General features: G+C 71.6%; 26 protein-coding genes. 12 read left to right on the top strand and 14 right to left on the bottom strand.

What is annotated here, in order from left to right; genetic code table 11:
- Nucleotides 1-30: 30 nt before the first annotated feature.
- The 5 genes from ACF07B_RS25590 to ACF07B_RS25610 form a co-directional block, all read right to left on the bottom strand.
- Complete coding sequence (locus tag ACF07B_RS25590; protein WP_392180652.1) at nucleotides 31-822, bottom strand: VOC family protein; 792 nt, start codon at nucleotides 820-822, stop codon at nucleotides 31-33.
- Nucleotides 819-1,655 (bottom strand): hypothetical protein, encoded by an 837-nt coding sequence (locus ACF07B_RS25595; RefSeq protein ID WP_392180653.1) that lies wholly within the window; start codon nucleotides 1,653-1,655, stop codon nucleotides 819-821. Before ACF07B_RS25595 ends, ACF07B_RS25590 begins: the two co-directional genes overlap by 4 nt.
- Before the next feature lie 187 nt (nucleotides 1,656-1,842).
- On the bottom strand, nucleotides 1,843-2,262 hold the full coding sequence (locus ACF07B_RS25600) for a VOC family protein (protein WP_329301610.1): 420 nt from the start codon (nucleotides 2,260-2,262) through the stop codon (nucleotides 1,843-1,845).
- A 59-nt stretch (nucleotides 2,263-2,321) separates the two neighbouring features.
- Nucleotides 2,322-2,702 carry a helix-turn-helix transcriptional regulator gene (locus ACF07B_RS25605; protein WP_326790800.1) on the bottom strand — a complete coding sequence of 127 codons (381 nt, stop codon included), beginning with the start codon at nucleotides 2,700-2,702 and terminating at the stop codon, nucleotides 2,322-2,324.
- Between the two features lie 149 nt (nucleotides 2,703-2,851).
- Complete coding sequence (locus ACF07B_RS25610; protein ID WP_392180654.1) at nucleotides 2,852-3,265, bottom strand: SHOCT domain-containing protein; 414 nt, start codon at nucleotides 3,263-3,265, stop codon at nucleotides 2,852-2,854.
- Between the two features lie 266 nt (nucleotides 3,266-3,531).
- On the opposite strand from ACF07B_RS25610, the gene ACF07B_RS25615 reads away from it, so the two are divergent.
- Entirely contained in the window at nucleotides 3,532-3,762 is a 231-nt protein-coding gene (locus ACF07B_RS25615; protein WP_392180655.1) for a hypothetical protein, read from the top strand.
- Between the two features lie 134 nt (nucleotides 3,763-3,896).
- Here the strand turns inward: ACF07B_RS25615 and ACF07B_RS25620 are convergent, their stop codons facing one another.
- Entirely contained in the window at nucleotides 3,897-5,204 is a 1,308-nt protein-coding gene (locus ACF07B_RS25620) for a DUF2254 family protein (RefSeq protein ID WP_392180656.1), read from the bottom strand.
- Nucleotides 5,205-5,532: 328 nt separating this feature from the next.
- Between ACF07B_RS25620 and ACF07B_RS25625 the strand changes: the two genes are divergently transcribed.
- Nucleotides 5,533-5,730, top strand: a complete 198-nt coding sequence (locus ACF07B_RS25625; protein ID WP_326785570.1) for a hypothetical protein — start codon at nucleotides 5,533-5,535, stop codon at nucleotides 5,728-5,730.
- A gap of 182 nt (nucleotides 5,731-5,912) precedes the next feature.
- On the opposite strand, the gene sodN is transcribed toward ACF07B_RS25625, so the two are convergent.
- The gene (gene sodN, locus ACF07B_RS25630; protein WP_053662116.1) at nucleotides 5,913-6,308 is read right to left on the bottom strand and encodes a superoxide dismutase, Ni; all 396 of its coding nucleotides are present in this window, start codon (nucleotides 6,306-6,308) and stop codon (nucleotides 5,913-5,915) included.
- Between the two features lie 145 nt (nucleotides 6,309-6,453).
- Between sodN and sodX the strand changes: the two genes are divergently transcribed.
- The gene (gene sodX, locus ACF07B_RS25635; protein WP_392180657.1) at nucleotides 6,454-6,888 is read left to right on the top strand and encodes a nickel-type superoxide dismutase maturation protease; all 435 of its coding nucleotides are present in this window, start codon (nucleotides 6,454-6,456) and stop codon (nucleotides 6,886-6,888) included.
- On the opposite strand, the gene ACF07B_RS25640 is transcribed toward sodX, so the two are convergent.
- Nucleotides 6,792-7,421, bottom strand: a complete 630-nt coding sequence (locus ACF07B_RS25640; RefSeq protein ID WP_369484312.1) for an ABATE domain-containing protein — start codon at nucleotides 7,419-7,421, stop codon at nucleotides 6,792-6,794. The genes sodX and ACF07B_RS25640 overlap by 97 nt on opposite strands.
- Before the next feature lie 100 nt (nucleotides 7,422-7,521).
- Here ACF07B_RS25640 and ACF07B_RS25645 point away from each other — a divergent pair, with 100 nt between their 5' ends.
- Nucleotides 7,522-8,280, top strand: coding sequence for a class I SAM-dependent methyltransferase (locus ACF07B_RS25645; RefSeq protein ID WP_392180658.1), 759 nt, complete (start codon nucleotides 7,522-7,524; stop codon nucleotides 8,278-8,280).
- A 170-nt stretch (nucleotides 8,281-8,450) separates the two neighbouring features.
- On the opposite strand, the gene ACF07B_RS25650 is transcribed toward ACF07B_RS25645, so the two are convergent.
- From ACF07B_RS25650 to ACF07B_RS25660, 3 genes are read right to left on the bottom strand one after another with little or no spacing between them, the layout of a single operon-like run.
- On the bottom strand, nucleotides 8,451-9,242 hold the full coding sequence (locus tag ACF07B_RS25650; RefSeq protein ID WP_369484310.1) for an amino acid ABC transporter ATP-binding protein: 792 nt from the start codon (nucleotides 9,240-9,242) through the stop codon (nucleotides 8,451-8,453).
- Complete coding sequence (locus tag ACF07B_RS25655) at nucleotides 9,239-10,177, bottom strand: amino acid ABC transporter permease (protein WP_369484309.1); 939 nt, start codon at nucleotides 10,175-10,177, stop codon at nucleotides 9,239-9,241. Before ACF07B_RS25655 ends, ACF07B_RS25650 begins: the two co-directional genes overlap by 4 nt.
- A 38-nt stretch (nucleotides 10,178-10,215) precedes the next feature.
- Nucleotides 10,216-11,169 (bottom strand): ABC transporter substrate-binding protein, encoded by a 954-nt coding sequence (locus ACF07B_RS25660; RefSeq protein ID WP_392180659.1) that lies wholly within the window; start codon nucleotides 11,167-11,169, stop codon nucleotides 10,216-10,218.
- Nucleotides 11,170-11,708: 539 nt separating this feature from the next.
- On the opposite strand from ACF07B_RS25660, the gene ACF07B_RS25665 reads away from it, so the two are divergent.
- The 4 genes from ACF07B_RS25665 (at nucleotide 11,709) to ACF07B_RS25680 (ending at nucleotide 15,030) form a co-directional block, all read left to right on the top strand.
- Entirely contained in the window at nucleotides 11,709-12,932 is a 1,224-nt protein-coding gene (locus tag ACF07B_RS25665; RefSeq protein WP_326785563.1) for an NADP-dependent malic enzyme, read from the top strand.
- Nucleotides 12,933-13,117: 185 nt separating this feature from the next.
- Nucleotides 13,118-14,083: a zinc-binding dehydrogenase gene (locus ACF07B_RS25670; RefSeq protein ID WP_328448325.1), complete on the top strand. Its 966-nt coding sequence runs from the start codon at nucleotides 13,118-13,120 to the stop codon at nucleotides 14,081-14,083.
- Nucleotides 14,084-14,233: 150 nt separating this feature from the next.
- The gene (locus tag ACF07B_RS25675; protein ID WP_362403060.1) at nucleotides 14,234-14,443 is read left to right on the top strand and encodes a helix-turn-helix domain-containing protein; all 210 of its coding nucleotides are present in this window, start codon (nucleotides 14,234-14,236) and stop codon (nucleotides 14,441-14,443) included.
- The gene (locus ACF07B_RS25680; protein ID WP_369484307.1) at nucleotides 14,443-15,030 is read left to right on the top strand and encodes a Clp protease N-terminal domain-containing protein; all 588 of its coding nucleotides are present in this window, start codon (nucleotides 14,443-14,445) and stop codon (nucleotides 15,028-15,030) included. Before ACF07B_RS25675 ends, ACF07B_RS25680 begins: the two co-directional genes overlap by 1 nt.
- 126 nt (nucleotides 15,031-15,156) lie before the next feature.
- Here ACF07B_RS25680 and ACF07B_RS25685 read toward each other — a convergent pair whose 3' ends face one another.
- Complete coding sequence (locus tag ACF07B_RS25685; protein WP_392180660.1) at nucleotides 15,157-16,236, bottom strand: helix-turn-helix transcriptional regulator; 1,080 nt, start codon at nucleotides 16,234-16,236, stop codon at nucleotides 15,157-15,159.
- A gap of 1 nt (nucleotide 16,237) precedes the next feature.
- Entirely contained in the window at nucleotides 16,238-17,374 is a 1,137-nt protein-coding gene (locus ACF07B_RS25690; RefSeq protein WP_392180661.1) for a DUF4097 domain-containing protein, read from the bottom strand.
- Nucleotides 17,375-17,538: 164 nt separating this feature from the next.
- Here ACF07B_RS25690 and ACF07B_RS25695 point away from each other — a divergent pair, with 164 nt between their 5' ends.
- On the top strand, nucleotides 17,539-18,372 hold the full coding sequence (locus ACF07B_RS25695; protein ID WP_392180662.1) for a hypothetical protein: 834 nt from the start codon (nucleotides 17,539-17,541) through the stop codon (nucleotides 18,370-18,372).
- Nucleotides 18,373-18,411: 39 nt separating this feature from the next.
- Here the strand turns inward: ACF07B_RS25695 and ACF07B_RS25700 are convergent, their stop codons facing one another.
- On the bottom strand, nucleotides 18,412-18,597 hold the full coding sequence (locus tag ACF07B_RS25700; protein WP_007266501.1) for a DUF6104 family protein: 186 nt from the start codon (nucleotides 18,595-18,597) through the stop codon (nucleotides 18,412-18,414).
- Nucleotides 18,598-18,750: 153 nt separating this feature from the next.
- Between ACF07B_RS25700 and ACF07B_RS25705 the strand changes: the two genes are divergently transcribed.
- The 3 genes from ACF07B_RS25705 (at nucleotide 18,751) to ACF07B_RS25715 (ending at nucleotide 22,506) form a co-directional block, all read left to right on the top strand.
- On the top strand, nucleotides 18,751-19,200 hold the full coding sequence (locus ACF07B_RS25705; protein WP_362398802.1) for a CU044_2847 family protein: 450 nt from the start codon (nucleotides 18,751-18,753) through the stop codon (nucleotides 19,198-19,200).
- Nucleotides 19,197-21,320, top strand: coding sequence for a trypsin-like peptidase domain-containing protein (locus ACF07B_RS25710; RefSeq protein ID WP_392180663.1), 2,124 nt, complete (start codon nucleotides 19,197-19,199; stop codon nucleotides 21,318-21,320). Before ACF07B_RS25705 ends, ACF07B_RS25710 begins: the two co-directional genes overlap by 4 nt.
- 157 nt (nucleotides 21,321-21,477) lie before the next feature.
- Entirely contained in the window at nucleotides 21,478-22,506 is a 1,029-nt protein-coding gene (locus tag ACF07B_RS25715; protein ID WP_392180664.1) for an AAA family ATPase, read from the top strand.
- Nucleotides 22,507-22,510: the final 4 nt, after the last annotated feature.

The raw sequence follows: 22,510 nt of genomic DNA on the forward strand, positions 1-22,510 counted from the left end.
GCCGGGCCGGCCCCGAGGGGCGTGCCGCTCCTAGGGGAGGCTGCCCGTCGCGGGATCGCGGCCGGTCAGGCAGTAGGTGCCGCCGACGGGGTCCCGCATCACCGTCCAGCGCGCACCCCGGCCGACCGCCGTCGCGCCCAGGGCCTCGTGGTGGGCACGGACCGCGTCGACGTCCGAGCAGGCGAGGTCCAGGTGGGCCGAGGTGGGACGTCCGGTACCGAGACGCTGCAACAGGACGCGCAGCGGCAGCCCGGCGGGCGGCCTGACCAGATGGAACCCGGGGAGCGCTCCGGGGAGGGACTCCCACCCGGTGAGCTCGCTCCAGAACCCGGTCTCGGCCTCGTACACACCCGGCGCCAGGTCGATGCTCACCTGGTCCAGCCGGCTCGTCGCCCCGTCCGGTCCCTCGGTCACCGGCGGCCGCGCGGATTCCCCGTTCCACGGCACCGCGCAGAACAACTGCCCGCCGGGGGAGCGCAGTACGGCCCATCCGTCATGATCCGCGACGACCGTGGCACCCAGCCGCAGCGCCCACTCCACCAGCGCCGGTACGTCCTCCACGGACAGGTCGAGGTGCGCGCCCCCGACGCCGTCCCCGACCCCCTGGGCCTTCACGCACGCGTCCCCCTCGCCGGGCAGCAGCGTCACGAACTCGCCCTGGTCACCGCGGGGTTCGGACAGCGTCGTGCCGGTGACCGCCGTCCAGAAGGCGAGGGCCCGTCCGAGTTCCCCCACGGGCCGGTCGACGAAGACGTGGGTCCACCGGATGACCGGCCTCGTGGTCACCAGGGTCCTGCCCGCCCCGCCGTCCGTACGGTTCATGCCGCCTCCTGGGCGATCAGGGCGCGCAGCGACGTCTTCATCCGCGCCACGAAGGCGTCGCGGGTCTCGGGGGAGAGGACGTCCAGGGAGAGATACGGGTTGAGGTCCTCCAGCTCGACGAGGAGCAGCTCGCCGCCGGGTGCCCGGCAGGCGTCCACGCGCTGGATGCCGTACGCGATGTCGTTCCACTCGATGAACCGCTGCGCGAACTCCCGGTCCTCGTCGGTCGGTTCGTACGGCTCCAGGGCCCAGCGCCGGTCCGGGTCGGGCGCGTACAGGGCGTACTGGAGGGTGTGGTCGACGAAGTAGAACGACACCTCGTAGCGGAAATCGACGCGCGGCTGGACGAGGATGTCGCCGAACGGCAGGGCGGCGAGTTCCTCGGGCGAAACGAACTCCAGGCCGATGGAGTCCGCTCCCTGCCTCGGCTTCACCACGTACATGGCGGCCTCGGGCAGCAGGTCCAGATCCTGTGCGCGGTCGACGGTCGGGATGACGGGGAATCCGGCCGCCGTCAGCTCCAGGAGGTAGCCCTTGCCGGCCATGTCCCCCTTGCCGGAGAGCTGGTTGTAGACGCGGACGCCCTCCGCGAGCGCCCGTTCGCGGAACGCGTCGTAGGCGGCCTGGTAGTGCAGGACGGGCCCGCTGTTGCGGACGACCACGGCGTCGAAGCCGGTCATCAGCGCGGCCGCGTCCAGCGGGTGGCACACGGCGATGTCGAAGTCCTCGCGCAGCCGCGAGGTCAGGGAGATGTCCTCGTCGCAGTACCGCCGCCCCTTGGCCGGATAGGCCAGGTCGCTGACGAACAGGACGCGGGGGCGCGCGGACGGCACGGGTGGCTCCTCGAAGCGTTCGGACGGTTCGTCCCGCGGGCCGGTCCTGCCCGCGGAACACGGACGTAGTGTCCCTCCCCCGTGATCACGGCCCCCCGTCGCCCCCGGCCGGGGCCCGCCGTCACCCGGGAACGACGGCCGGTCCCCGGGCCCCGAAGGGTGCCGGGCAGGCCCAGGGGCGTGCCGGTCAGCGGGCGGCGCGCTTCTCCGCGAAGCGCAGGAGGTTGCCCGCCGGGTCGCGGAAGGCACAGTCCCGCAGGCCGTACGGCTGGTCCTCGGGCTCCTGGACGACGTCGGCGCCCGAGGCGCGGACCCGCTCGAAGAGCTCGTCGCAGTCGGTCGTCGAGAAGATCACTCCGCGCAGCATCCCCTTGGCCAGCAGTTCGGCCATGGCCTGCTTGTCCGCGGGAGAGGCGTCCGGGTCCGCCCCCGGGGGCTCCAGGACGATCTCCACATCCGGCTGGAGCGGCGAGCCGACGGTGACCCAGCGCATGCCCTCGAACCCGACGTCACCCCGGACCTCCAGGCCCAGCACGTCACGGTAGAAGGCGAGCGCCTTGTCGTGGTCGTCGACGGAGATGAAGCACTGGGACAGTTTCAGATCCATGCGTCCAACCTAGAGCGTGCGGTTCGGACGACGCCGGCCGGACGCGGAGAGGACAGCCCTCAGAGCCGCGTCCCCGGTTCCGCCTCCGGGTTGCGGTGGCGGGCCGGACGGGTGAGCCGGCGGGCCACGCAGGAGGGAATGGGGGCGCCGTGGTCGTGCGGGCGGGCCCGGTACGCGCTCGGGGTCTCGCCCACCAGTTCCGTGAACCGCGAGCTGAACGAGCCCAGCGAGGTGCAGCCCACCGCGAAGCACACCTCGGTCACCGTCAGGTCGCCGCGCCGCAGCAGGGCCTTCGCGCGCTCGATCCGGCGGGTCATCAGATAGGTGTACGGCGTCTCGCCGAACGCCTCCCGGAAACTCCGCTGGAAGTGTCCGGGTGACATCAGCGCGGTGCGCGCGAGCGTGGCCATGTCCCACGGCTCGGCGTACTCGCGGTTCATCCGGTCGCGTGCCTGCCGCAGCCGGACCAGGTCTTCGAGCGGTCGGGAATTCGCCACGGTCCCAGAATGGCACACGGACCGCCGCCCCCCGGGGGATCACTGGCCCGGGGGACGGCGGTGGTCGTGCGTGCGCGAGGGTGTCCGTGCCGTCAGGCGGCGAGGACCTTCGCCTTGGCCTTCTCGAACTCCTCGGCCGTGATGTGGCCGTGGTTCTTGAGGTCCGCGAGCTTCGCCAGTTCGTCGGCCTTGCCGGTGGTGCCGGCGGTCTCGCGGATGTAGGAATTCATGTCTTCCTGGTTCTTCTGGATGCGCTTCATCTCGCGCTCACCCATTCCGCGGCCCCGTGCGATCAGGTACACGAAGATGCCCAGGAAGGGCAGGATGACGACGAAGACGCACCAGCCCGACTTGCCCCAGCCACTCAGCGCGTCGTCGCGGAAGATGTCCCCGATGACGCGGAAGAGCAGCATGAACCAGAGGATCCAGAGGAAGAACCACATCGTGGTCCAGAAGACGTTCAGCAGGGGGTAGTCCGCTGCCAGATTGAGCGTCGAGCCGTTCATGGTCGAACTCCTGTCGGTTGTGCGACATCTCCGCTGGCGTTGCCTGGGTCTCGGGCGGATCGCAACTGTCGCCGGGCGCCGGGTGGCGATCTCGGGGATTCCGCCCGGGCCCGGCCGGCGGGGGTCGCGGCCGGTCAGCAGGGCCTGGCGGGTCGGTGCGCGGAGCGCGGTGGTGCGGCGGACGGTGACGGTGCCGCGGTGTCCGCCGGCGGACAGACGCTCGAAGGCGGGGGCGAGCGGGACCCCCCGGACACACGGGACGTGCCGTGACGACGCCGTCCGGTGTGCTCGACGTGATCGGTACGACGTTCGCGGCGTCGTCCGGGGGCGACGGTGGCCGCATCGACGGCGTGCGCCGCGAGGGTCCCGGGGACCACGGTGACGCGAAGGACCGGCGGGGGCTCCTTCTCGCCGTGGCGGACGGGCCCGAGGCACGGCACACCCGGCACGGGCCGGATCTGTCGCTGGATGCAGGCCATGAGCGATGCCCTCTCTGACGCGTGACGTCTTGCTTCGGCTCCAGAGTGCGGTCACCCCCCGCCCCGGCGGATCACCCTTCGCGGGTGAGCTCGCGGATCGGCCCCCAAGGGCTCCTCACCGCCCGCCACGGGCACCGGCCCCGGCGGGCCGCTCAGCCGTTGTTCTGAGGTGTCCCGCTCCCACCGCGCTCCCCGCGGTCCTCGCTCCCGTCTCGCTCCCGGCCCTCGTCGTGCTCCTCCGCGAGGGCGTCCCGGAGGTGGGGGAACCGGGCGTCGAGTTCCTCGTTCACCCAGGTCAGCCGCCTGGTGAGGGGCGCCCCGGCGCGGCCCGCCCGGCACAGGTCCTCCAGGAGGGTCCGGAGCCGGATCAGCACCATCGGGGAGTTCCGGGCAGCCGGGATCACCTCGTCGACGGCGGTCCGCAGGAAGTCCTCCCAGCCCGGCAGCGGGACGACCACGCGAAGGCCGCCCGCGCGGTCGGCGACCTGGCGGGGCCGGGCCCGCGCCGGGACCGGCATGCGCAGCAGATCCTCCACGGCGTCCAGGGCCTGGACCGCCGTGGCGGGGTCGTTGACCGCCGGGGACAGCGCCCTGAGCGCGATGTCGGCGAGCAGCCGGAAGGCGAGTCCGGGGTCCTGGTCGAAGACGCGTTCGGTACCGGTCTCCAGGCCGCGCAGTACGGCGGAGGCGGCCAGCTCACCGCCGTACACCTCGGCGACGGTCGTGCCTTGCTGCACGGTGGTGCCGGGGGCCACCCGGAGCACGACGACCGCGTCCGCCGCCCGTGCCGCGCCCGCCAGCAGGTCCTCGTCCACGCGTTGCAGCACCGCGCCGCCCTTCGGCCAGCGGACCGCCGAACACGGCCCACCCGGACCGGCCGGGTCTCCCGGGTCTTCCCGGGTGCCCGGATACAGCACGTCGAGGTTGTGCCGGCCCCGTTCCGTGATGGAGCCGAGCACCGGGGCCAGCTGGATCGCGGCGACGGCCCGCAGCAGGAGGGCACGCAGCAGCGTCAGCAGCAGGAGCAGCAGCACGCCCGCGCTGATCGGCACGACCAACGAGACCTCGTCCCGGTTGGCGATGGTCAGGGCCGCGGTGGCACAGAAGACGGTCAGTCCGACGGCGAAGGCGAACGTCCGCCACACGATCGGCGCGTCCCGGAAAAGGGTGAGCCGCGGGGTGAAGGTGGTGGCCGCCCACTGCACCACCAGGAACAGCACGGAGAAGATGACGGTGGCCGCGCCGAGCACTCCGAAGCCCGTCGCGAGCAGCATCTCGGCCACCTGGCGGGACGGCAGCACGGGCCCGCGGGTGAACTCCGGGACGAGGAGGCCGAGGCCCAGTCCCACGGCGACGAACAGCAGTTGGAGGAGGCCCGCGCGCCACCACCGGCGACGGCGGAACGCGACATGGCCGGTGCGGACGGAGGTGCCCCGGCCGGCTGCCGCGAGAGCGTTCATCGGACATCCTCCGAGGCGGTCCCGGGGGGCCGCCGGAACGCGGACCCGCCTCCCCAGGTTCGCCGCCCGCGCGGCCACCCGCATCACCCGCCGAAGGTGAGCCCCCGTGCGGCGAGGGCCCGATCACCCTTTTTTCCGGCCTTTTTCGTCGCCCGGAGGGCGAAGCGCCGGGGTACGGGTGGAAGGTGGAGTGGCGAGAGTGTGAGCGGGAGGGTTCCGAGGCGGGCGGATGTCGCCCGCACCGGGGGATGCCACATCGGTTCGGGCGGCCGACGATGGCAGGGCATCGCAGCGGACCCCGCGCCCCGGCCCCGAGGGAAGTGCTCGTATGCGCTACGAATTCCGCATCGCCGGCATTGTTTCGGACACGCTCGCCTCGGCCTTCTCCGAGCTCGACAGGGTTCGTACGAAGGAGCAGACCCTGTTCTTCGGCACCGTGATCGACGACGCCCATCTCTACGGACTGCTCACCCGGTTCCAGGCCCTGGGCCTGCGGGTGATCGAGATGCGCCAGCTTCCCGTGTGATCGAGGGCGCCCACCGCCTCCCGAACCCACCGCCCCCGAACCCGCCACCCCGGAACCCACGGCCCCGGAAAGCAGTACGCACCCGGACCGTCGGGCCGCCGAGAACGGCGCCCCGCGGACCGGGTGCGGACAGGTGGGCGACGCGACCCGCGCGGACGCGGCCCGGACGGCCCGGACGAAGGTCAGGCCTTCTTGGTCTCCCAGAAGATCTTGTCGATCTGGGCGATGTAGTCCAGCGCCTTCTGGCCCGTCGCCGGGTCGGTGGACGCCTTCGCGGCCGAGAGGGCCTTGAGGGTGTCGTTGACCAGCTGGTGCAGCTCCGGGTACTTCTCGAAGTGCGGGGGCTTGAAGTAGTCGCTCCAGAGCACCGACACGTGGTGCTTGGCGAGCTCGGCGCGCTGCTCCTTGATGACGGTGGCGCGAGCCTGGAAGTGCGGGTCGTCGTTGCCGGCCATCTTGTCCTGAACGGCCTTGACCGACTCCGCCTCGATGCGGGCCTGGGCCGGGTCGTACACGCCGCAGGGCAGGTCGCAGTGCGCGCTGACCTTGACCTTGGGGGCAAACAGGCGGGAGAGCATTGAGCTGTCCTTCCTCGTGATCGTCTTCTCAGGTGGGACATTACTCCGTGGGAGAGGGTATTTCGCGAGTGCCCCCATGGGCTTAGGACAAAAGTCCGGGGTGAAACTGGGACTGGTGGAGGATAGGACCGGGGAGGTGCCGGTGATGCCGGAGCTGTCGCAGGAGACCGAGCGGGGGAAGGCTCTGCTGCCGTTCGGGGCGGCGGAGGTGACGGGCCCTTCGATGGTGCCCACACTCCAGCACGGGGATCGGCTCGTCGTTCAGTGGGGGGCGAGGGTGGGGCCGGGCGACGTCGTCGTCCTGCGGCATCCGTTCCAGCAGGACCTGCTCGTCGTGAAGCGGATCGCGGCACGGCGTGAGGGCGGCTGGTGGGTGCTCGGGGACAACGCGTTCGCGGGCGGGGACAGCACCGACTACGGAACCGTCCCCGAGGAACTCGTCCTCGGGAAGGTGCGGTTCCGCTTCCGGCCGCCGAAAGCGGGTCAGAGGTCGCCGTTCGCCGTCGTCCGCTGGGTACTGGTGGCCGCCAGGCCGGTACTTCCCGTCCGGTCCGCCTCCAGGCGCTTGCGGGCGCGGTAGGCGGCGACGTTGGCGCGGGTCGCGCAGCGGTCCGAGCAGTAGCGCCGGGAGCGGTTGGTGGAGGTGTCCAGGAAGGCGTTGCGGCACGGGGCGGCCTCGCACAGGCCGAGACGGTCGACGCCGTACTCGGTCAGGTGGAAGGCGAGGCCCATCGCCGCGATCGCCGCGTAGCCCGCGGTCGCGTTCGACGGGTGGTCCGCCAGGTGCATGTGCCACAGCGGGCGGCCGTCGTCGTCACGGTGGTCGTGCCCCGAGATCTGCGGGCTCACCGGGAATTCGAGGAGCAGGGAGTTCAGCAGGTCCACGGCGAGCGTCTCCTCGCCGCCGGCCGCCGCCTCGAAGACCGCGCGCAGCCGTCCCCGTACGGAGCGGAAGCGGGTGACGTCGGCCTCCGCGGCGCGGCGGGCCGCCGAGGCGTTGCCCCCGAACAGGTCACGGACGGCCTCGACGGAGGTCAGCGAGTCCTTGCCCCGGGCCGGCTCCTCGGTGTTGACGAGGCGGACGGCGTAATCCGAGTAATAGGCCAGTTCCACTTGTAGTCCTTACGGAGGCGCTCTATCGTCGTGACGGTGGTCAGGTAACAGCTGATCGCCCTTACAGGGTATTACGTGGTCGACTGGAGGAGGGGCTTTCATGGCCATCGGCACCGGAACCGACTGGCATGCCTGGCAGCGGAGCTGGGACCGGCAGCAGGAGTGGTACATGCCGGACCGCGAGGACCGCTTCCGGGTGATGCTCGACATGACCGAGGCGCTCACCGGACCCGCGCCCCGCGTCCTCGACCTCGCCTGCGGGACCGGCACCATCACCGCCCGGCTGCTCGCCCGCCTCCCCGGAGCCACCAGCACCGGCGTCGACCTCGACCCCGCCCTCCTCGCCATCGCGGAGGGCACCTTCGCCGGCGACGACCGGGTCTCCCTCGTCACCGCCGACCTCAAGGACCCCCGCTGGCGCGAGCGGCTGCCGTACGACACGTACGACGCCGTCCTGACCGCAACGGCCCTGCACTGGCTGCACAGCGAACCCCTCACCGTCCTCTACGGCCAGATCGCCGGACTCGTCCGCGACGGCGGTGTGTTCATGAACGCCGACCACATGATCGACGAGACGACACCCCGGATCAACGCCGCCGACCGCGCCCAGCGGCACGCCCGCATGGAGCGGGCCAAGAAGGACGGCGCCCTCGACTGGGCCGAATGGTGGGAGGTGGCCGCCCAGGACCCGGTCCTCGCCGGCCCCACCGCCCGCCGCTTCGAGATCTACGGCGAGCACGCAGACGGGGACACCCCCTCCGCCGACTGGCACGCGCGCGTGCTGCGCGAACAGGGCTTCGGCGAGGCCCGCCCGGTGTGGCGCTCCCCCTCGGACGCGCTGGTGCTCGCGGTCAAGTAGGCCACGCGCGGGCCCTGGTGGAGTGACGGGCGCGTCGGCCGCACGGCGCGGAAGCTGTCCGACGGCAGCGTTCCGGGTCTCCGGGAGACGGGGACGGGGCATGAGGAAGGGGCGGTACGGGAGACCCGTACCGCCCCTTGTTCCCGCGTTCCGCGGTGCCGGGGTCCTGGTCAGAGGACCTTCGACAGGAACGACTTCGTGCGCTCGTGCTGCGGGTCCGTCAGGACGTCGCGCGGGTTGCCGGACTCGACCACCACACCGCCGTCCATGAAGACCAGGCTGTCGCCGACCTCACGGGCGAAGCCCATCTCGTGCGTGACGACGACCATCGTCATACCGGACTCGGCGAGGTCGCGCATGACGTCGAGGACGTCACCGACCAGCTCCGGGTCCAGGGCCGAGGTCGGCTCGTCGAAGAGCATCAGCTTCGGGTCCATCGCCAGCGCGCGGGCGATGGCCACACGCTGCTGCTGGCCGCCGGAGAGCTGCGAAGGGTAGTTCTTCGCCTTGTCGGACAGGCCGACGCGTTCGAGCAGCTCCAGCGCGCGGTCCCGGGCGTCCGACTTCTTGGCGCCCTTCACCTGGATCGGCGCTTCCATGATGTTCTCGACGGCCGTCATGTGCGGGAACAGGTTGAAGCGCTGGAAGACCATGCCGATGTCACGGCGCTTCAGAGCGACTTCGCTGTCCTTGAGCTCGTAGAGCTTGTCGCCCTTCTGGCGGTAGCCGACGAGCTCCCCGTCGACGTACAGGCGACCGGCGGTGACCTTCTCCAGGTGGTTGATGCACCTGAGGAACGTGGACTTGCCGGAGCCGGAGGGGCCGATGAGGCAGAACACCTCGCCGGACTTCACCTCCAGGTCGATGCCCTTGAGGACCTCGACGGGGCCGAAGGACTTGTGGACGCCCTCGGACTTGACCATCGCCGTGGCGGAGTCAGCCTTGCTCACGTTGGCGGTCATCCCTTGCCTCCCCTCGGACTGCCCAGCGACAGCATGTTGGCCTTGATCTTCTGGAACGGCGTGGCCGGGAGGCTGCGGCTGCTGCCCCGGGCGTAGTACCGCTCCAGGTAGTACTGGCCGACGCTGAACACCGAGGTCAGCAGCAGGTACCAGGCGGCGGCGAGGAACAGCATCTCGACCGGGGCGCCCGAGGTCTGGCCGATGTCCTGGGTCACGCGGAACAGCTCGGAGTACTGGATCACGGCGACCAGCGAGGTCGTCTTCAGCATGTTGATGACTTCGTTGCCCGTGGGGGGCACGATCACCCGCATGGCCTGAGGGATGACGATCCGCATCAGGGTCTTGCTGTGGCTCATGCCCAGGGCCTGCGAGGCCTCGGTCTGGCCCTCGTCGACCGAGAGGAGACCGGCCCGGCAGATCTCGGCCATGTACGCGGCCTCGTTCAGCCCCAGGCCGAGCAGCGCCGTCAGCAGCGGCGTCATGAAGCTGGACCAGTAGTCCTTGTAGATCGGACCGAGGTTGATGTACGTGAACACCAGGCCCAGGTTGAACCAGACCACCAGCTGCACGAGGACCGGAGTACCGCGGAAGAACCAGATGTAGAACCACGCGATGGACGAGGTCACCGGGTTCTTCGACAGCCGCATCACGGCGAGCAGGATGCCGCCGCCGATGCCGATCACCATCGAGAGGGCTGTCAGCAGCAGCGTCTTGAGGACGCCGTCGATGACGCGCTGGTCGAAGAAGTAGTCGGGGATGGCTCCCCAGTTGATCTGGCCCTGCGAGAACGCGTAGATCACGGAGACCAGGAGCGCGATCGCGATGACCGCGGAGACGTACCGCCCGTAGTGCCGGACCGGGATCGCCCTGATGGCTTCCGGTCCGGCCGGGGGAGTGTCCTCCGGGCCCGCCGTCTTGTCGATGTCAACAGTCACGGGAGTTGTTGCCTTTCAGTGCCCGCTCGGTTCCGCGGTCACTTGCCGCCGTTGACCACGGCCGTCTTGACGGCGCCGGCGTCGACGCCCCACTTCGCGATGACCTTGTCGTACTCGCCGTTCTTGATGATGGCGTCCAGCGCGGCCTGAAGGGCGTCACGCAGCTGCGTGTTGGACTTGGCGACCGCGATGCCGTACGGCGCCGCCTCGACCTGGTCGCCGACGATCTCGAAGTCCTTGCCGCCGCCCGAGGTCTTCACCGCGTACGCGGCGACCGGGAAGTCCGAGGAACCGGCGTCGGCGCCACCGCCGCGCAGCCGGGTCTGGGCCTGCTGGTCGTTGTCGTACGCCTCGATGGCGATCTTCTTGCCGCCCGTGCACTTCTTGGACTCGGACTTGGCGAGGTCCTCCGAGACCGTGCCGCGCTGCACCGCGATCTTCTTGCCGCACAGGTCGGCCCAGGTCTTGATGTCCTGCGTCTTGCCCTTGGGGGTGTAGATGGACACACCGGCGGTGAAGTAGTCGACGAAGTCGACACCCTCGCCGACCTTCTTGCCGGTGTCCGAGTCGATGCCCTCCTGGCGGTCCTTGGTGTCCGTCATGGCGGACATCGCCATGTCGTACCGCTTGGAGCGCAGGCCCGTGAGCAGCGTGTCGAAGGTGCCGTTCTGGAAGTCGAACTTCACCCCGAGCTGCTTGCCCATCGCCGCGGCCAGGTCGGGGTCGATGCCGACGACCTTGCCGGAGCTGTCCTTGAACTCGACGGGCGCGTAGGCGATGTCCGAACCGACCTTGATGACGCCCGCGTCACGGATGGCCTTGGGCAGCTTGTCGGCCAGCGGCGCCGAGCTGGTGTTCGCGGACGAGTCGCTCGAGTCGTTCTTGGTCTGGTCACCGCAGCCGGTGAGGATCAGGGCGCCGGCGACCGCGATCGCACCGACCGCTGCTATCCGGGACCGGGCGGTGGTACGACGGGTGGTGCGTGCGGTCATGAGGGTTCCTCCGGCGGATCAGGGAGTAGCCGATAGGTCGACGGAAACACACACCTTCGAGTGTCGCGACCTCGTGTAATGACGGCATCTTGCCATTCGGACTGCGCGATTCATGGTGCCCGCCATGTCAAAATCGGATAACGGGTGACCCCCGAACCGTCACCGGGTGTTCAGGTGCGGCCGGATCATGTGCGGGAATCCTTCCTTCCGGCCGGAAGATCTTCGGTGCATCGCAGGCGGCGGAAGACCGCTACGCGGCACTCACGTCCGAACGAGGACATGTCCGGACGTGTCAATGAATCCAGGCATGAGTCATCTCACCGCCGTGTGATCTTGGCTCTATCGACTCGTCCTCGGCCCCGTCCGTCCGGTAAGAAGGTTCTTTACACCCCTCATCCGGGGCTCAGGGCGCGTGTGCGGCGCGCCCGTCGCGCAGCGGCCCGTACGCAACCACGGCGGCAGGGCCTGCGCGGTGCCCGCCCACCCCTCAACCAGGAGTGGTCACCCTCAAACAATGAAGACTTAAGGGGTAAAACAAAGTGGCAGCGGAGATCGTCAATCCTCGCAGCGACAGCAGTACGGATCACGAAGGCGGGGCCGAGCCCCTCGATGCCTTCGACCCGGCTTTCGCGCTGCACCGCGGCGGCAAGATGGCTGTGCAAGCCACTGTGCCCATCCGCGACAAGGACGACCTGTCCCTGGCTTACACGCCCGGCGTCGCGAAGGTGTGCAGCGCGATCGCCGAGCAGCCGGAACTCGTCCACGACTACACGTGGAAGTCGTCCGTGGTCGCTGTGGTGACCGACGGGACGGCAGTGCTCGGGCTCGGTGACATCGGCCCGGAGGCCTCGCTCCCCGTCATGGAGGGCAAGGCCATCCTGTTCAAGCAGTTCGGCGGTGTGGACGCGGTGCCGATCGCGCTCGCCTGCACGGGCGTCGACGAGATCGTCGAGACGGTGGTCCGGCTCGCTCCCTCGTTCGGCGGCGTCAATCTGGAGGACATCTCGGCACCGCGGTGCTTCGAGATCGAGCGCAAGCTCCAGGAGCGACTGGACATCCCCGTCTTCCACGACGACCAGCACGGGACCGCGGTCGTCACCCTCGCGGCCCTGCGGAACGCCGCCCGGCTCACCGGGCGCTCGCTCGGCGACCTGCGCGCGGTGATCTCCGGAGCGGGCGCGGCCGGGATCGCCATCGCCAAGTTCCTGCTGGAGGCCGGCCTCGGCGATGTCGCGGTCGCCGACCGCAAGGGCGTCGTGTCCCGTGACCGGGACGACCTGACGGACGTCAAGCGCGAGCTCGCGGAGATCACCAACAAGGCGGGGATCTCCGGTTCGCTTGAAGAGGCGCTCGCGGGCGCCGACGTCTTCATCGGCGTCTCCGGCGGTACGGTTCCCGAGCCGGCGGTCGCCTCCATGGCCAAGGGGGCCTTCGTCTTCGCGATGGCCAACCCGAACCCCGAGGTGCACCCCGACATCGCCCACAAGTACGCGGCCGTCGTCGCGACCGGGCGGTCGGACTTCCCGAACCAGATCAACAACGTGCTGGCCTTCCCGGGGATCTTCGCCGGCGCTCTCCAGGTCCGGGCCTCCCGGATCACCGAGGGCATGAAGATCGCCGCCGCCGACGCGCTGGCCGCGGTGGTCGGGGACGACCTCGCCGCGGACTACGTCATCCCCTCGCCGTTCGACGAGCGGGTGGCTCCGGCGGTGACGGCCGCGGTGGCCGCCGCCGCCCGCGCGGAGGGCGTCGCCCGCCGCTGACGTGGTGTCCTGCTGGGCCCCGCCGGGATGGTTTCCTCCCGGCGGGGCCGTCTTTTTGTCCGAGGGGGCGGAGGGGGGCGAGGGACGGGTGGCGCCCGATGGGGCTTGCGCCAGGGGTGCCGCGGGACGCGTGTCACACGGGGAGGCGGTTCCCCAGGCCGGGGGCGGAGCCTATCGTCAAGGTCATGTTCGCTGCCTACGCCGCCCGAATCGACCGTGACCAGCCGCTGAACGGCCTGGAGTTGGGGGAGCGCCCGGCCCCCGGACAGAGGCCGGGCTGGACGACCGTGAACGTACGGGCCGCCTCCCTCAATCATCATGATCTGTGGTCGCTGCGCGGTGTCGGCCTCGCCGAGGACAAGCTGCCGATGATCCTCGGCTGCGACGCCGCCGGAATCGACGAGGACGGCAACGAGGTCGTCCTGCACTCCGTCATCGGCCAGAGCGGGCACGGGGTCGGCCCCGACGAGCCCCGGTCCATCCTCACCGAGCGCTACCAGGGCACCTTCGCCGAGCAGGTCTCCGTGCCGACGTGGAACGTGCTGCCGAAGCCCAAGGAACTGTCCTTCGCGGAGGCCGCCTGCCTGCCGACGGCCTGGCTGACGGCGTACCGCATGCTGTTCACCAACGCCGGGGTACGACCCGGTGACTCCGTGCTCGTGCAGGGCGCGGGCGGGGGCGTGGCCACCGCCGCGATCGTGCTCGGCAAGGCCGCCGGGCTGCGGGTCTTCGCCACCAGCCGTGACGAGGCCAAGCGCAAGCGGGCGCTCGAACTCGGCGCCGTCGAGGCGCTGGAGTCCGGGGCGCGGCTGCCGCAGCGGGTCGACGCGGTCATCGAGACGGTCGGCGCCGCCACCTGGTCGCACTCGGTCAAGTCGCTGCGTCCCGGCGGCACCGTCGTCATCTCGGGCGCCACCAGCGGTGACCGGCCCTCGCACGCCGAGCTGACGCGGATCTTCTTCCTCGAACTCAAGGTGGTCGGCTCCACCATGGGCACGAAGGACGAGCTGGAAGACCTGCTGGCCTTCTGCGCGGCCACCGGGGTGCGGCCCGTCGTGGACGAGGTGCTGCCGCTCGACCGGGCCCGTGAGGGGTTCGAGCGGCTGGAGTCCGGCGATCTGTTCGGCAAGATCGTGCTGACGGCGAGCTGACAGAGAGCTGTTCCAGAGGGTTGTCGCGGCGGGTCCGGGTTTCCGGGCCCGCCGTTTCGCGTGTGCGGTGGGTGCGTGTGCGGGTGAGGGTGCGTCCCGGCGGTGTCAATTTTGATTGACAGAAACGAAGTGTCAACGTAAGTTGACATCATGACCGAAGCAACGGATCTTGCCGAGCGCGCGGGTGATCGCGATCCGCGGATCGGGCTGCGGGCGGTCTCCGCGCTGCGGAGGCTGCTGGAGCAGTTGGAGGCGGTACAGGTGCGCAGTGCGCGCCAGCAGGGCTGGTCGTGGCAGGAGATCGCCGCGGAACTCGGCGTGAGCAGGCAGGCAGTGCACAAGAAGCACGGGAGGCAGTGATGTTCGAACGCTTCACGAAGGATGCGCGTGCCGTGGTCGAGGGCGCGGTGTCGCACTCCGGGCGGGTGGGCGCCGAGACGGTCGAGGAGGAGCACATGCTGCTGGGCCTCCTGGACCGGGAGGGCAGCCGGGGTTCCTTCGCGCTGACCTCCCTCGGGGCGTCCGGGATCCGGGAGTCGCTGGAGCGGGACCTCGCCGAGGCGCGGCGCAGGGGCGGACTCTCGCGCGCCGACGCGGATGCCCTCTCGGGTCTCGGTATCGACCTGTCCGAGATCGTCTCCCGGATCGAGGAGGCCCACGGAGAAGGGGCCCTGGAGTCGGGCGGCCGGGGCGGCAACGGCAGACGGGTCCGCCGTCGGCCCTTCGGACAGGGGGCGAAGGACGTGCTCGTACGAGCCCTGCGGATCGCTGCCGCGCGACGGGACCGGCACATCGGGGACGAGCACCTGCTGCTGGCGATCACCCTGCGGGGTGGGGTCGCCGCCGAGGTGCTGGCCGACCACGGCGTCACCCACGAGTCGGTGACACGCGTGCTGTACGGCGATTCCGGGGCGGCCGGCGAGGGCGGTGCGGCCGAAGCGGGGTGAGCCCGTGCCCGACGCCGGTCGGTGACAGCCGGGGTGACCGGGCGGGCGGGGCCGTGTGTGCTCCCGCCCGCCCGGTCACCCCGGCGCCCGTGAGAAGGGCCGGGGAGGCGAGGGTGGCCAGGGGATCTACGGCCGCCTGCTGCGCAGCGTCGAGCCGATGTGGGCCGCCGCTGTGGACAAGTGGCGTCGGATGTCGCCGAGTTGGTCCTCGGTGACACCGTGGTCGCGGGACGCGTCCCGGATGTCGTCCCGGAAGCGGTCCAGCAGACGGTCCAGGTCCCGGGCGGGGTTGCCCGTGGAGTCCTCGTGGGCCCAGGCAGGTTCGTACTCGGCGGGGAAGTCCTCCGGCGTCGTCGAGAACTCCGGATCCACGGGCGCTCCGGACGGCGGGCGACCGAAGCCGAACTCCTTGCCGAGGTCCTTCCCCAGGTCCTTGCCGAAGTTCTTCCCGAAGTCGCCGAACTCCTTGGCCAGTTCGGTCAGCCCCTCGCGCACGCCCGTCGGCCAGTCCCCGCGAGCGAAGTGGTCCTGGACCTGGTCCTGGACGCGCTTGGCCATGCGCTGCATCTCCTCCTGAGCCTGCGCGCGGGCCTTCTCCTGGGCCTCCTTGGCCTGACGGCGGGCGCGCTGCGCCTCGTCGCGGGCGCGACGGCTCTCGTCCTTCGCGCGGCGGGCCTGTTCCTTCCACTCCTGACGGACGCGCCGCATCTCCTCCTTCGCCGCCCGCCACGACTCCCTGTCCTGGAAGTCGTCGGGGCCGCCGGACCCGCCCGCCGGATCGTCCTGCTGGACCGGCCGGGTGCCACCCCTGGAACCGTGGCGTGCCTCGGTGGCCGCCGCACGCATCTCGCGGCGCAGGTCGCCGGCGGCGCCCCGGACGTCCGCGCGGATCTCCGCCGCGAGCTCCGCGACCGACTCGCGGATCTCCAGCTCCAGATCGGCCAGCTCGCCGCTGCGGTCGGCCAGTTCGGCGCGGCCCGCGTCGGTGATCGCGTACACCTTGCGGCCACCCTCGGAGGTGTGCGTGACGAGTCCCTCGGCCTCCAGTTTCGCCAGCCGGGGGTAGACGGTGCCCGCCGAGGGCGCGTACAGGCCCTGGAAGCGCTCCTCCAGGAGGCGGATCACCTCGTAGCCGTGGCGCGGGGCCTCGTCCAGCAGCTTGAGGAGGTAAAGGCGCAGTCGGCCGTGGGCGAAGACGGGGGCCATGTCAGAGCACCTTCTTGTCGGTCGAGGAGCCGGCCGGCCGGCCCTCGGTGGCATCGTCGCCCGGCGTGGCGGTCGGGGTGTCGTCAGCCGTGGCGGTCGCGGTGGCGTCAGCGGCGGCGGTGGCGTCAGCGGCGGCGGTCGCGGAGTCGCTTACGGTGCCGTCCGTCGAGCCGTCCGTCGAGGCGTCCGCCGGGCCACCCGTCGGGCCCTCCGTCGCGTTGTCCGCCGTGCCGCCCGCGGTCGTGTCCGAAGTCGGTCCCGCGGTCGTTTCCGGGCCGGTCGAGGGCGCCGCGTCCCGGGGGCCGGGGGCCTCCTCGTACGGCTCGTCCTCCGTCGGGGGCCTGCGCAGCAGGGCGATCGAGCCCGAGACGGTCATCGCCCGCAGCCTGCCGTTGCCCGCGCCGAGGCGGCCGGTGATCTTCTTGGCGCCCCACTGGCCGTTGACCCGCAGGTCCTCGAACGCGCTGGAGACGCTGCCGCTCGCGGTGTTCGCCTCCACCTCGGCGTCCGCCGGGTGGGGGAGCCGGATGGCGATCTCGCCCGAGACGTTCGACAGCCGGACGTCGGTCGGCGCGCCCGTGGCGTCGAGGTCCACGATCATCGAGCCGCTCACCGACTCGGCCCGCACGGAGGTGCCGGAGCCCTCGACCACCGTCAGGTCGCCGGAGACCGAGTTGAAGTGGAGGTCGCCGGTGACGGCCTGGGCCTCCAGGTTCCCCGAGACGGTCTCCACGCGCACGGGGCCGGAGACGCGGACGAGCGTGGTGTCGCCGGTGACGCCCTTCACCTGGACCCGCCCGTCCGTCCCCGAGACCACGGCGGCGGCGCCGACCACGCCCACCTCGACGTGGGTGTGCGTCGGGACGGCGAGCGAGACGACGGCCGCGCGGCGCCAGCCCTTGCGGTCGAGCCACTTCAGGAAGCCCTTCCAGGGAAGGTCCTCGTAGGCAACCGTGAGCGTGCCGCCCTCCTGGGTCACCTGGAGCGGGGGGCCGTCCAGCTCGGACACCTCCAGCCGGGCGGAACCCTCGTCGGTCCCCACGACGTTCACTGTTCCGTTGACGATGCGCACGTGCAGCGTCTGCACTGGGCCGTCGAAGGAAAGCTTCTTCGGCGCTGTCACGGACCACTCGGACATGGTGCAGACCTCCTCGAACGGACCGGACCCTCGTGCGAGTCCGAGCTCGACACGCCATATCGCGTCTCTCGTATTCACGATATATCGCGGATATCGAAAGTCAAGACACCCGTTCTGGGGATCATTGGTGCATCGAAGTGGGCAATTCGCCCTAAAGTGGGGCTATGTCGACTCCCTCCGGCGCGTCCAGGGACGACCGTCCGGCTCCCGGCGCCCTGCTGCTGTGCCGGGCCCGTCCGGAGTCGGTCGGTCCCGCCGTCCAGCTGCTGCGCGAGCGGATGCTGCTCTCCGGGGCGGGTCCCGAATGGAGCGTGCTGGTCCCCGAGGGCAAGCCCTGGCAGGACGGCGCGGAACCCGTCGACCGCGTGCTCACCGGCTGGGCCGCGGCGCTCGCCGTCGGCGCGCCCTGGCCCGTCCTCGCGCTGTGGTGGGACACCGACCGCAGCGGGTTCACCCTGGCCTCGGGTTTCCGTCGCACCGTGGGCTACGAATGGCTGGCGAACGGCACCCCGGTCGGCGAGGACGAGGCGATGCGCACCTTCGCCGCCCGTCTGGGCCTCGACCCGGTGCTCGACATGCAGCTCCTGGAGCCGCTGACGCAGCCCGACCCGGCGGCCGACGCTCACGCGCGCGTGAGCGGGCTGCTCGCCGTCCTCACCCGCGCGGGGGTGCTCCTCCCGGCCGGGATCGACCCCGGGGAACCCGTGGAACGGCTCCGTGACGCGGTACGGATCCGGCCGGACGCCGAGCAGATCGAGTGGACCGGCTGGCGTGCCGCCGTGGGCGCCGAACTCGACGTCGTGGAGAGCGGCGGTCTCGGGCCCTGGCTGCGCGGCCCGAGGGCCCGCACCCTCGCCGCGGTCCAGCTCGCCGTCGGCCTCCCGCTCACGGCCTGGGGGATCAGGCGCCACAGCGGCGGCTGGATCGTCGTCGGCGCGGTCCTGACGCTCCGCGGTGCCCTCGGCCTGGCGTACGACCACCTGCGCGCCTACGACTGACGGCCGCCGCCCGGGGAGCGGCGCGCTGAGGGCGCGCTCCTACTCGTCGTCCTCGTCCTCGTCGTCCAGTCGGGCCAGCCAGGTCGCCAGCCGCTCCACCGGTACCTCGAAGTCCGGGTTGAGGTCGACGAACGTACGCAACTGCTCGGCGAGCCACTCGAAGGTGACCTCTTCCTCGCCGCGCCGTTTCTCAAGTTCCTCGATGCCGCGGTCGGTGAAGTACATGGATGGTGCTCCGTCGGTGAAAGGGAAGGGGAACGCTGGGAAAAGGATAGGCGGGGGCGAGGAGCCGGCGGAGGGCCCCTGTCGTGCGCGGGCCCCGGCCGCTAGCCTGCAAGGTCGGCTGGAACCACGGGGGCGTGGGGAACGGGGGATGCCATGAGTGACGCGGTCACGCGTATCGCACGGATCGAGATGCCCGACGGAACACCGGTGTGGGCCCGGATCTCGGGGGCCGACGAGCTGGAGGATCCCGGCGGCGAGCTGTCGCTGACGGACGTCGGCTTCGCGGAGCGCGTCGAGGCACAGGTCGAGAGCCTGCACGCGGTGATCACCGGCGTCGCGCGCTCGCTCGCCGCCCCGCTGCGCGCGGTGCGGCCCGACGAGGTCAGCGTCGAGTTCGGCATCGAGCTGACGGCGAAGGCCGGCAAGGTGGTCGGCCTGCTCGCGGACGGCGAGGCCAAGGCGGGCATCACCGTGACGCTCACCTGGAACGGAGCTCCGCCGGACCTGGAGACGGACGGGGCCGCCGCCCCGCACGCGGGCGCGTCTCCCGGCGCCCCGGCGCACGGCGGAGCCACCGACCCCTCCGGCGGGGGCGGAGCATGACGGACGGGCACGCCCCGGGCGCACCGGGCGGCCCCGGGAACGCTCACCGTGCGCTGCGTGATCTCGTCATGGCCGCCACCGTGCGCATCCATCGCGTGGCCCCCGGGTATGCCCTCGACGAACCCGGCACGTTCCTCGGGAGCGGCTTCTTCATCGCTCCGAACTGGGTTCTGACCTGCGCGCATGTGGTCCGGAGCGGGGAGGGGAACGAGGTGCGGGTGGTGTACGAGAGGGGTCCGGGCCGCGGTACGTCCGCCGTCACCGGCGAGGTCGCGACGGTCCTCCCGGACGGCGTCGGGCCTCCGGCACGCGGCACCTGGCCGTCCCCCGACCTCGCCCTGGTACGGCTGCGTGAGCCGGTGGACCACGACTGCGCGTACGTCACCGAACGCCCGGCCGCCTACTACGAGGAGGCCGTCGTCCTGTACTCCGGCTGGTCCGTGGTCGGCGGGGAGCTGCGCCGGCTGAGCGGCACCTGCACGGTCCAGGGCACGCTCGGCGGCTGGTCCGACGACGAGCAGATCCGCCTCGGCGGCGACGTGCTGCCGCCCGGCGTCTCGGGCGGGCCGGTCGTCGACCCCGTACGCGGCGAGGTCGTCGGAGTCCTCAAGTCGCGCACGGACCGGGGGCTCGGCGGCACCTGCACGGGGATCGAGCAGTTACGGTCCCTGCCGGTGCCGGCCGAGGAGGCGGCCGCCGAGCACGACGATCCGTACCACGCCGTCTTCCACGCCCACGACCGCTACCACCGGGACCGCCAGCGCCACCCGGAGACCGACCGCAGCACCTGGGCCGACGTCCAGAACCAGCTCGGCGCCCGGCCCGGCCGCGCCCTCAGCCCCGAGGAGCGGACCCAGCTGCTCGGCAGGCTCGCCGATCTGCCGCCGCCGGCCAGCACCCGCGCCCTGCTCGGCCTGCTCGAATCCCTCCTGGGCGACCAGGCGGCGATCCCGCATCCGGCTCCGCGCGGCTGGCGCGACGGACTCGGGGCACTGTACGAGAGCTCGCGCCAGGACTCCGCCCTCGACCTCGTCCTCGACTACGCCATGCGGGCGATGTCCGCCGAACGCCCCTTCGTCACACCGGGCACCCGGGCCGCCGAACGGGCGCTGTGGGAGTGGGTGCGGCAGACCGCCGAGGGCCGTCCGGGCCCCGCGTACCGGCGCCGGCTCGGTCAACAGTGGATCGAGCGGCTCCAGTTGGCACCCCGCGGCCCCTCGGCGGCGGAAGCAGAGGCGGCGCACGCCACCGCGCACGGTGCCGGCCGTGCGCCCCGTCTCTTCGTCCTGCTCGAACTGGAGCAACTGGGCTGGGAGCCGGGCCGCTGCGACTGGCACGTCTCGGTGGGCCGGCCGACCGGCGAGGTGGTGCGGCTGCGTGACGGCGAACGCACCCTGCTGGAGGAGCTTCCGGCCGTTCTCGCGGCGCCCCTGACGGAGGCCTTCCGCCAGTGCGACGAACCCGGACGGCCCGCCGACCTCCAGGTGGCACTGCCCCATCTGCTGCTCGGACTCGACGTCGACGCCTGGAAGCCGGGGCCGGAGGACGTGCCGCTCGGCGCCCACCGGCCCGTCGTCGTGCGCTGCGCCGACCGGGAACAGTTTCCCGAACCCGCCGACGCGGCCGCCCGGGCCGGGAAGACGGTCCCCGCCGACGAGGAGCGGCGCGAGCGGGAGGCCCGCTGGCGGTGGATCCACGAGCACGGCGCGCAGGCCGAGGTCCTCGACTGCGAGGACGGGTTGCGGGTACCCGTGCCGGCGGCGGAGTCGTTGCGCGGCCTGCCGCACAAGACCGTTCCCGTGCTCTGCCGCTACGGCGACCACCGTTTCGAGGACGACCCGGTCGCGCTCGTGCGGATCGTGCACGGCGGATACGGCGTGGCCCTGTGGCGGCGCTGGCGCGGGGAGTCCGAAGCGGTCTGCGGCGAGTTCCACCGAAGAGCCGGCGACACGGTGGCGGGAGCGGGCGGCGCGGACCGTCTCCCCGAACTGGTGCACGCCCTGCGGGCCGGTCTGCGCGAGGGCAGGCCGGAGACCTACTGGGCCCATGGGATCGCCCTGTTCTACGACGACCCGCGCCGGCCCCTGCCCGGGACCGGAGACCTGCTGGAGGCGCCATGACCGCATCGGTCGACCCGCTGTCGCGCGACGCTCGAAGCAGCCCGAAGTGGGCTGCCACGAGCCCCTCTTGGGGCCTTACGGGGCCTTCCGCGGGTCGATACGGTGAGGCGACGATCGACGGCTGCCGGGGTGGACGAGTGACGACGAGGACTGGGCAATGACCGATTCCAGCGAGTGGCTCATCTACCGCGGCGCAGGCGAACCCCACGACGGCCTGAACCGGCTTCCGGCCCCACCGCCGTGGCGGGACTTCGCGAGCCGCGACGCCGCCGGGAGCGACGGTGACGGCTCCGAGGACCGCAGGCTGGGCGCGTACCGCCATCTGGCCGAACTGCACCGGCCCGGCGCCGAGGAACTCGAAATGATCAACGCGGCGCTCTATCTGCGCCGGCCCCTGCTGGTCACCGGCAGCCCCGGCGCGGGCAAGAGCACGCTCGCGCACTCGGTGGCGTACGAACTCGGCCTCGGCAACGTCCTGCGCTGGCCGATCGTCAGCCGGTCCACGCTGCGGGACGGCCTCTACCACTACGACGCGATCGCCCGGCTCCAGGACGTGCAGCTCGCCGCGCCGCAGGGTGCCGATCCGGCCGCGACCGGCGCCCCCGGTTCCGTCGAGGGCATCGGCAGCTACATCCGGTTCGGCCCGCTCGGCACCGCGCTGCTGCCCTCCGACACCCCGCGCGTGCTGCTCATCGACGAGCTGGACAAGAGCGACATCGACCTGCCGAACGACCTCCTGAACGTCCTGGAGGAGGGCGAGTTCGCGATTCCCGAGCTGGAACGCGTCGCCGACCGGCTGCCCGGCGGCGAGGCCGCGGTGCTCACCGCCGACGGCACCAAGGCGCGGGTGCGCGACGGCCGGGTGCGCTGCCGCGCCTTCCCCTTCGTGGTGCTCACCAGCAACGGCGAGCGCGACTTCCCCGCCCCGCTGATGCGCCGCTGCATCCACCTCGAACTGGGCCGCCCGGACCACAAGCGGCTCGCCACCTTCGTACGCGCCCACCTGGGCGACGAGGCCGCGCGGGCCGGGGACGATCTGATCACCCACTTCTTGGAGCGCTCACGCAGTGAACTCGTCGCGGCCGACCAGCTGTTGAACGCCATCTACCTCACCGACGCCGCGGCCCCGCCCAGCCGGGACCGGCTCGCGGACCTGCTCATCCAGCGGCTCGACCGCCCGAGGTGACGCG

The sequence above is a fragment of the Streptomyces sp. NPDC015532 genome (genome assembly GCF_043078065.1).
Taxonomy (GTDB): domain Bacteria; phylum Actinomycetota; class Actinomycetes; order Streptomycetales; family Streptomycetaceae; genus Streptomyces.

Coding starts and splice junctions, on each gene's coding strand:
- ACF07B_RS25650 (WP_369484310.1), bottom strand. CDS start 9,242: ATGACCGCCAACGTGAGCAAGGCTGACTCCGCCACGGCGATGGTCAAG.
- ACF07B_RS25645 (WP_392180658.1), top strand. CDS start 7,522: ATGGCCATCGGCACCGGAACCGACTGGCATGCCTGGCAGCGGAGCTGG.
- ACF07B_RS25695 (WP_392180662.1), top strand. CDS start 17,539: ATGTCGACTCCCTCCGGCGCGTCCAGGGACGACCGTCCGGCTCCCGGC.
- ACF07B_RS25685 (WP_392180660.1), bottom strand. CDS start 16,236: ATGGCCCCCGTCTTCGCCCACGGCCGACTGCGCCTTTACCTCCTCAAG.
- ACF07B_RS25620 (WP_392180656.1), bottom strand. CDS start 5,204: ATGAACGCTCTCGCGGCAGCCGGCCGGGGCACCTCCGTCCGCACCGGC.
- ACF07B_RS25705 (WP_362398802.1), top strand. CDS start 18,751: ATGAGTGACGCGGTCACGCGTATCGCACGGATCGAGATGCCCGACGGA.
- sodX (WP_392180657.1), top strand. CDS start 6,454: ATGCCGGAGCTGTCGCAGGAGACCGAGCGGGGGAAGGCTCTGCTGCCG.
- ACF07B_RS25610 (WP_392180654.1), bottom strand. CDS start 3,265: ATGAACGGCTCGACGCTCAATCTGGCAGCGGACTACCCCCTGCTGAAC.
- ACF07B_RS25670 (WP_328448325.1), top strand. CDS start 13,118: ATGTTCGCTGCCTACGCCGCCCGAATCGACCGTGACCAGCCGCTGAAC.
- ACF07B_RS25675 (WP_362403060.1), top strand. CDS start 14,234: ATGACCGAAGCAACGGATCTTGCCGAGCGCGCGGGTGATCGCGATCCG.
- ACF07B_RS25660 (WP_392180659.1), bottom strand. CDS start 11,169: ATGACCGCACGCACCACCCGTCGTACCACCGCCCGGTCCCGGATAGCA.
- sodN (WP_053662116.1), bottom strand. CDS start 6,308: ATGCTCTCCCGCCTGTTTGCCCCCAAGGTCAAGGTCAGCGCGCACTGC.
- ACF07B_RS25600 (WP_329301610.1), bottom strand. CDS start 2,262: ATGGATCTGAAACTGTCCCAGTGCTTCATCTCCGTCGACGACCACGAC.
- ACF07B_RS25690 (WP_392180661.1), bottom strand. CDS start 17,374: ATGTCCGAGTGGTCCGTGACAGCGCCGAAGAAGCTTTCCTTCGACGGC.
- ACF07B_RS25680 (WP_369484307.1), top strand. CDS start 14,443: ATGTTCGAACGCTTCACGAAGGATGCGCGTGCCGTGGTCGAGGGCGCG.
- ACF07B_RS25625 (WP_326785570.1), top strand. CDS start 5,533: ATGCGCTACGAATTCCGCATCGCCGGCATTGTTTCGGACACGCTCGCC.
- ACF07B_RS25605 (WP_326790800.1), bottom strand. CDS start 2,702: ATGAACCGCGAGTACGCCGAGCCGTGGGACATGGCCACGCTCGCGCGC.
- ACF07B_RS25590 (WP_392180652.1), bottom strand. CDS start 822: ATGAACCGTACGGACGGCGGGGCGGGCAGGACCCTGGTGACCACGAGG.
- ACF07B_RS25710 (WP_392180663.1), top strand. CDS start 19,197: ATGACGGACGGGCACGCCCCGGGCGCACCGGGCGGCCCCGGGAACGCT.
- ACF07B_RS25715 (WP_392180664.1), top strand. CDS start 21,478: ATGACCGATTCCAGCGAGTGGCTCATCTACCGCGGCGCAGGCGAACCC.
- ACF07B_RS25700 (WP_007266501.1), bottom strand. CDS start 18,597: ATGTACTTCACCGACCGCGGCATCGAGGAACTTGAGAAACGGCGCGGC.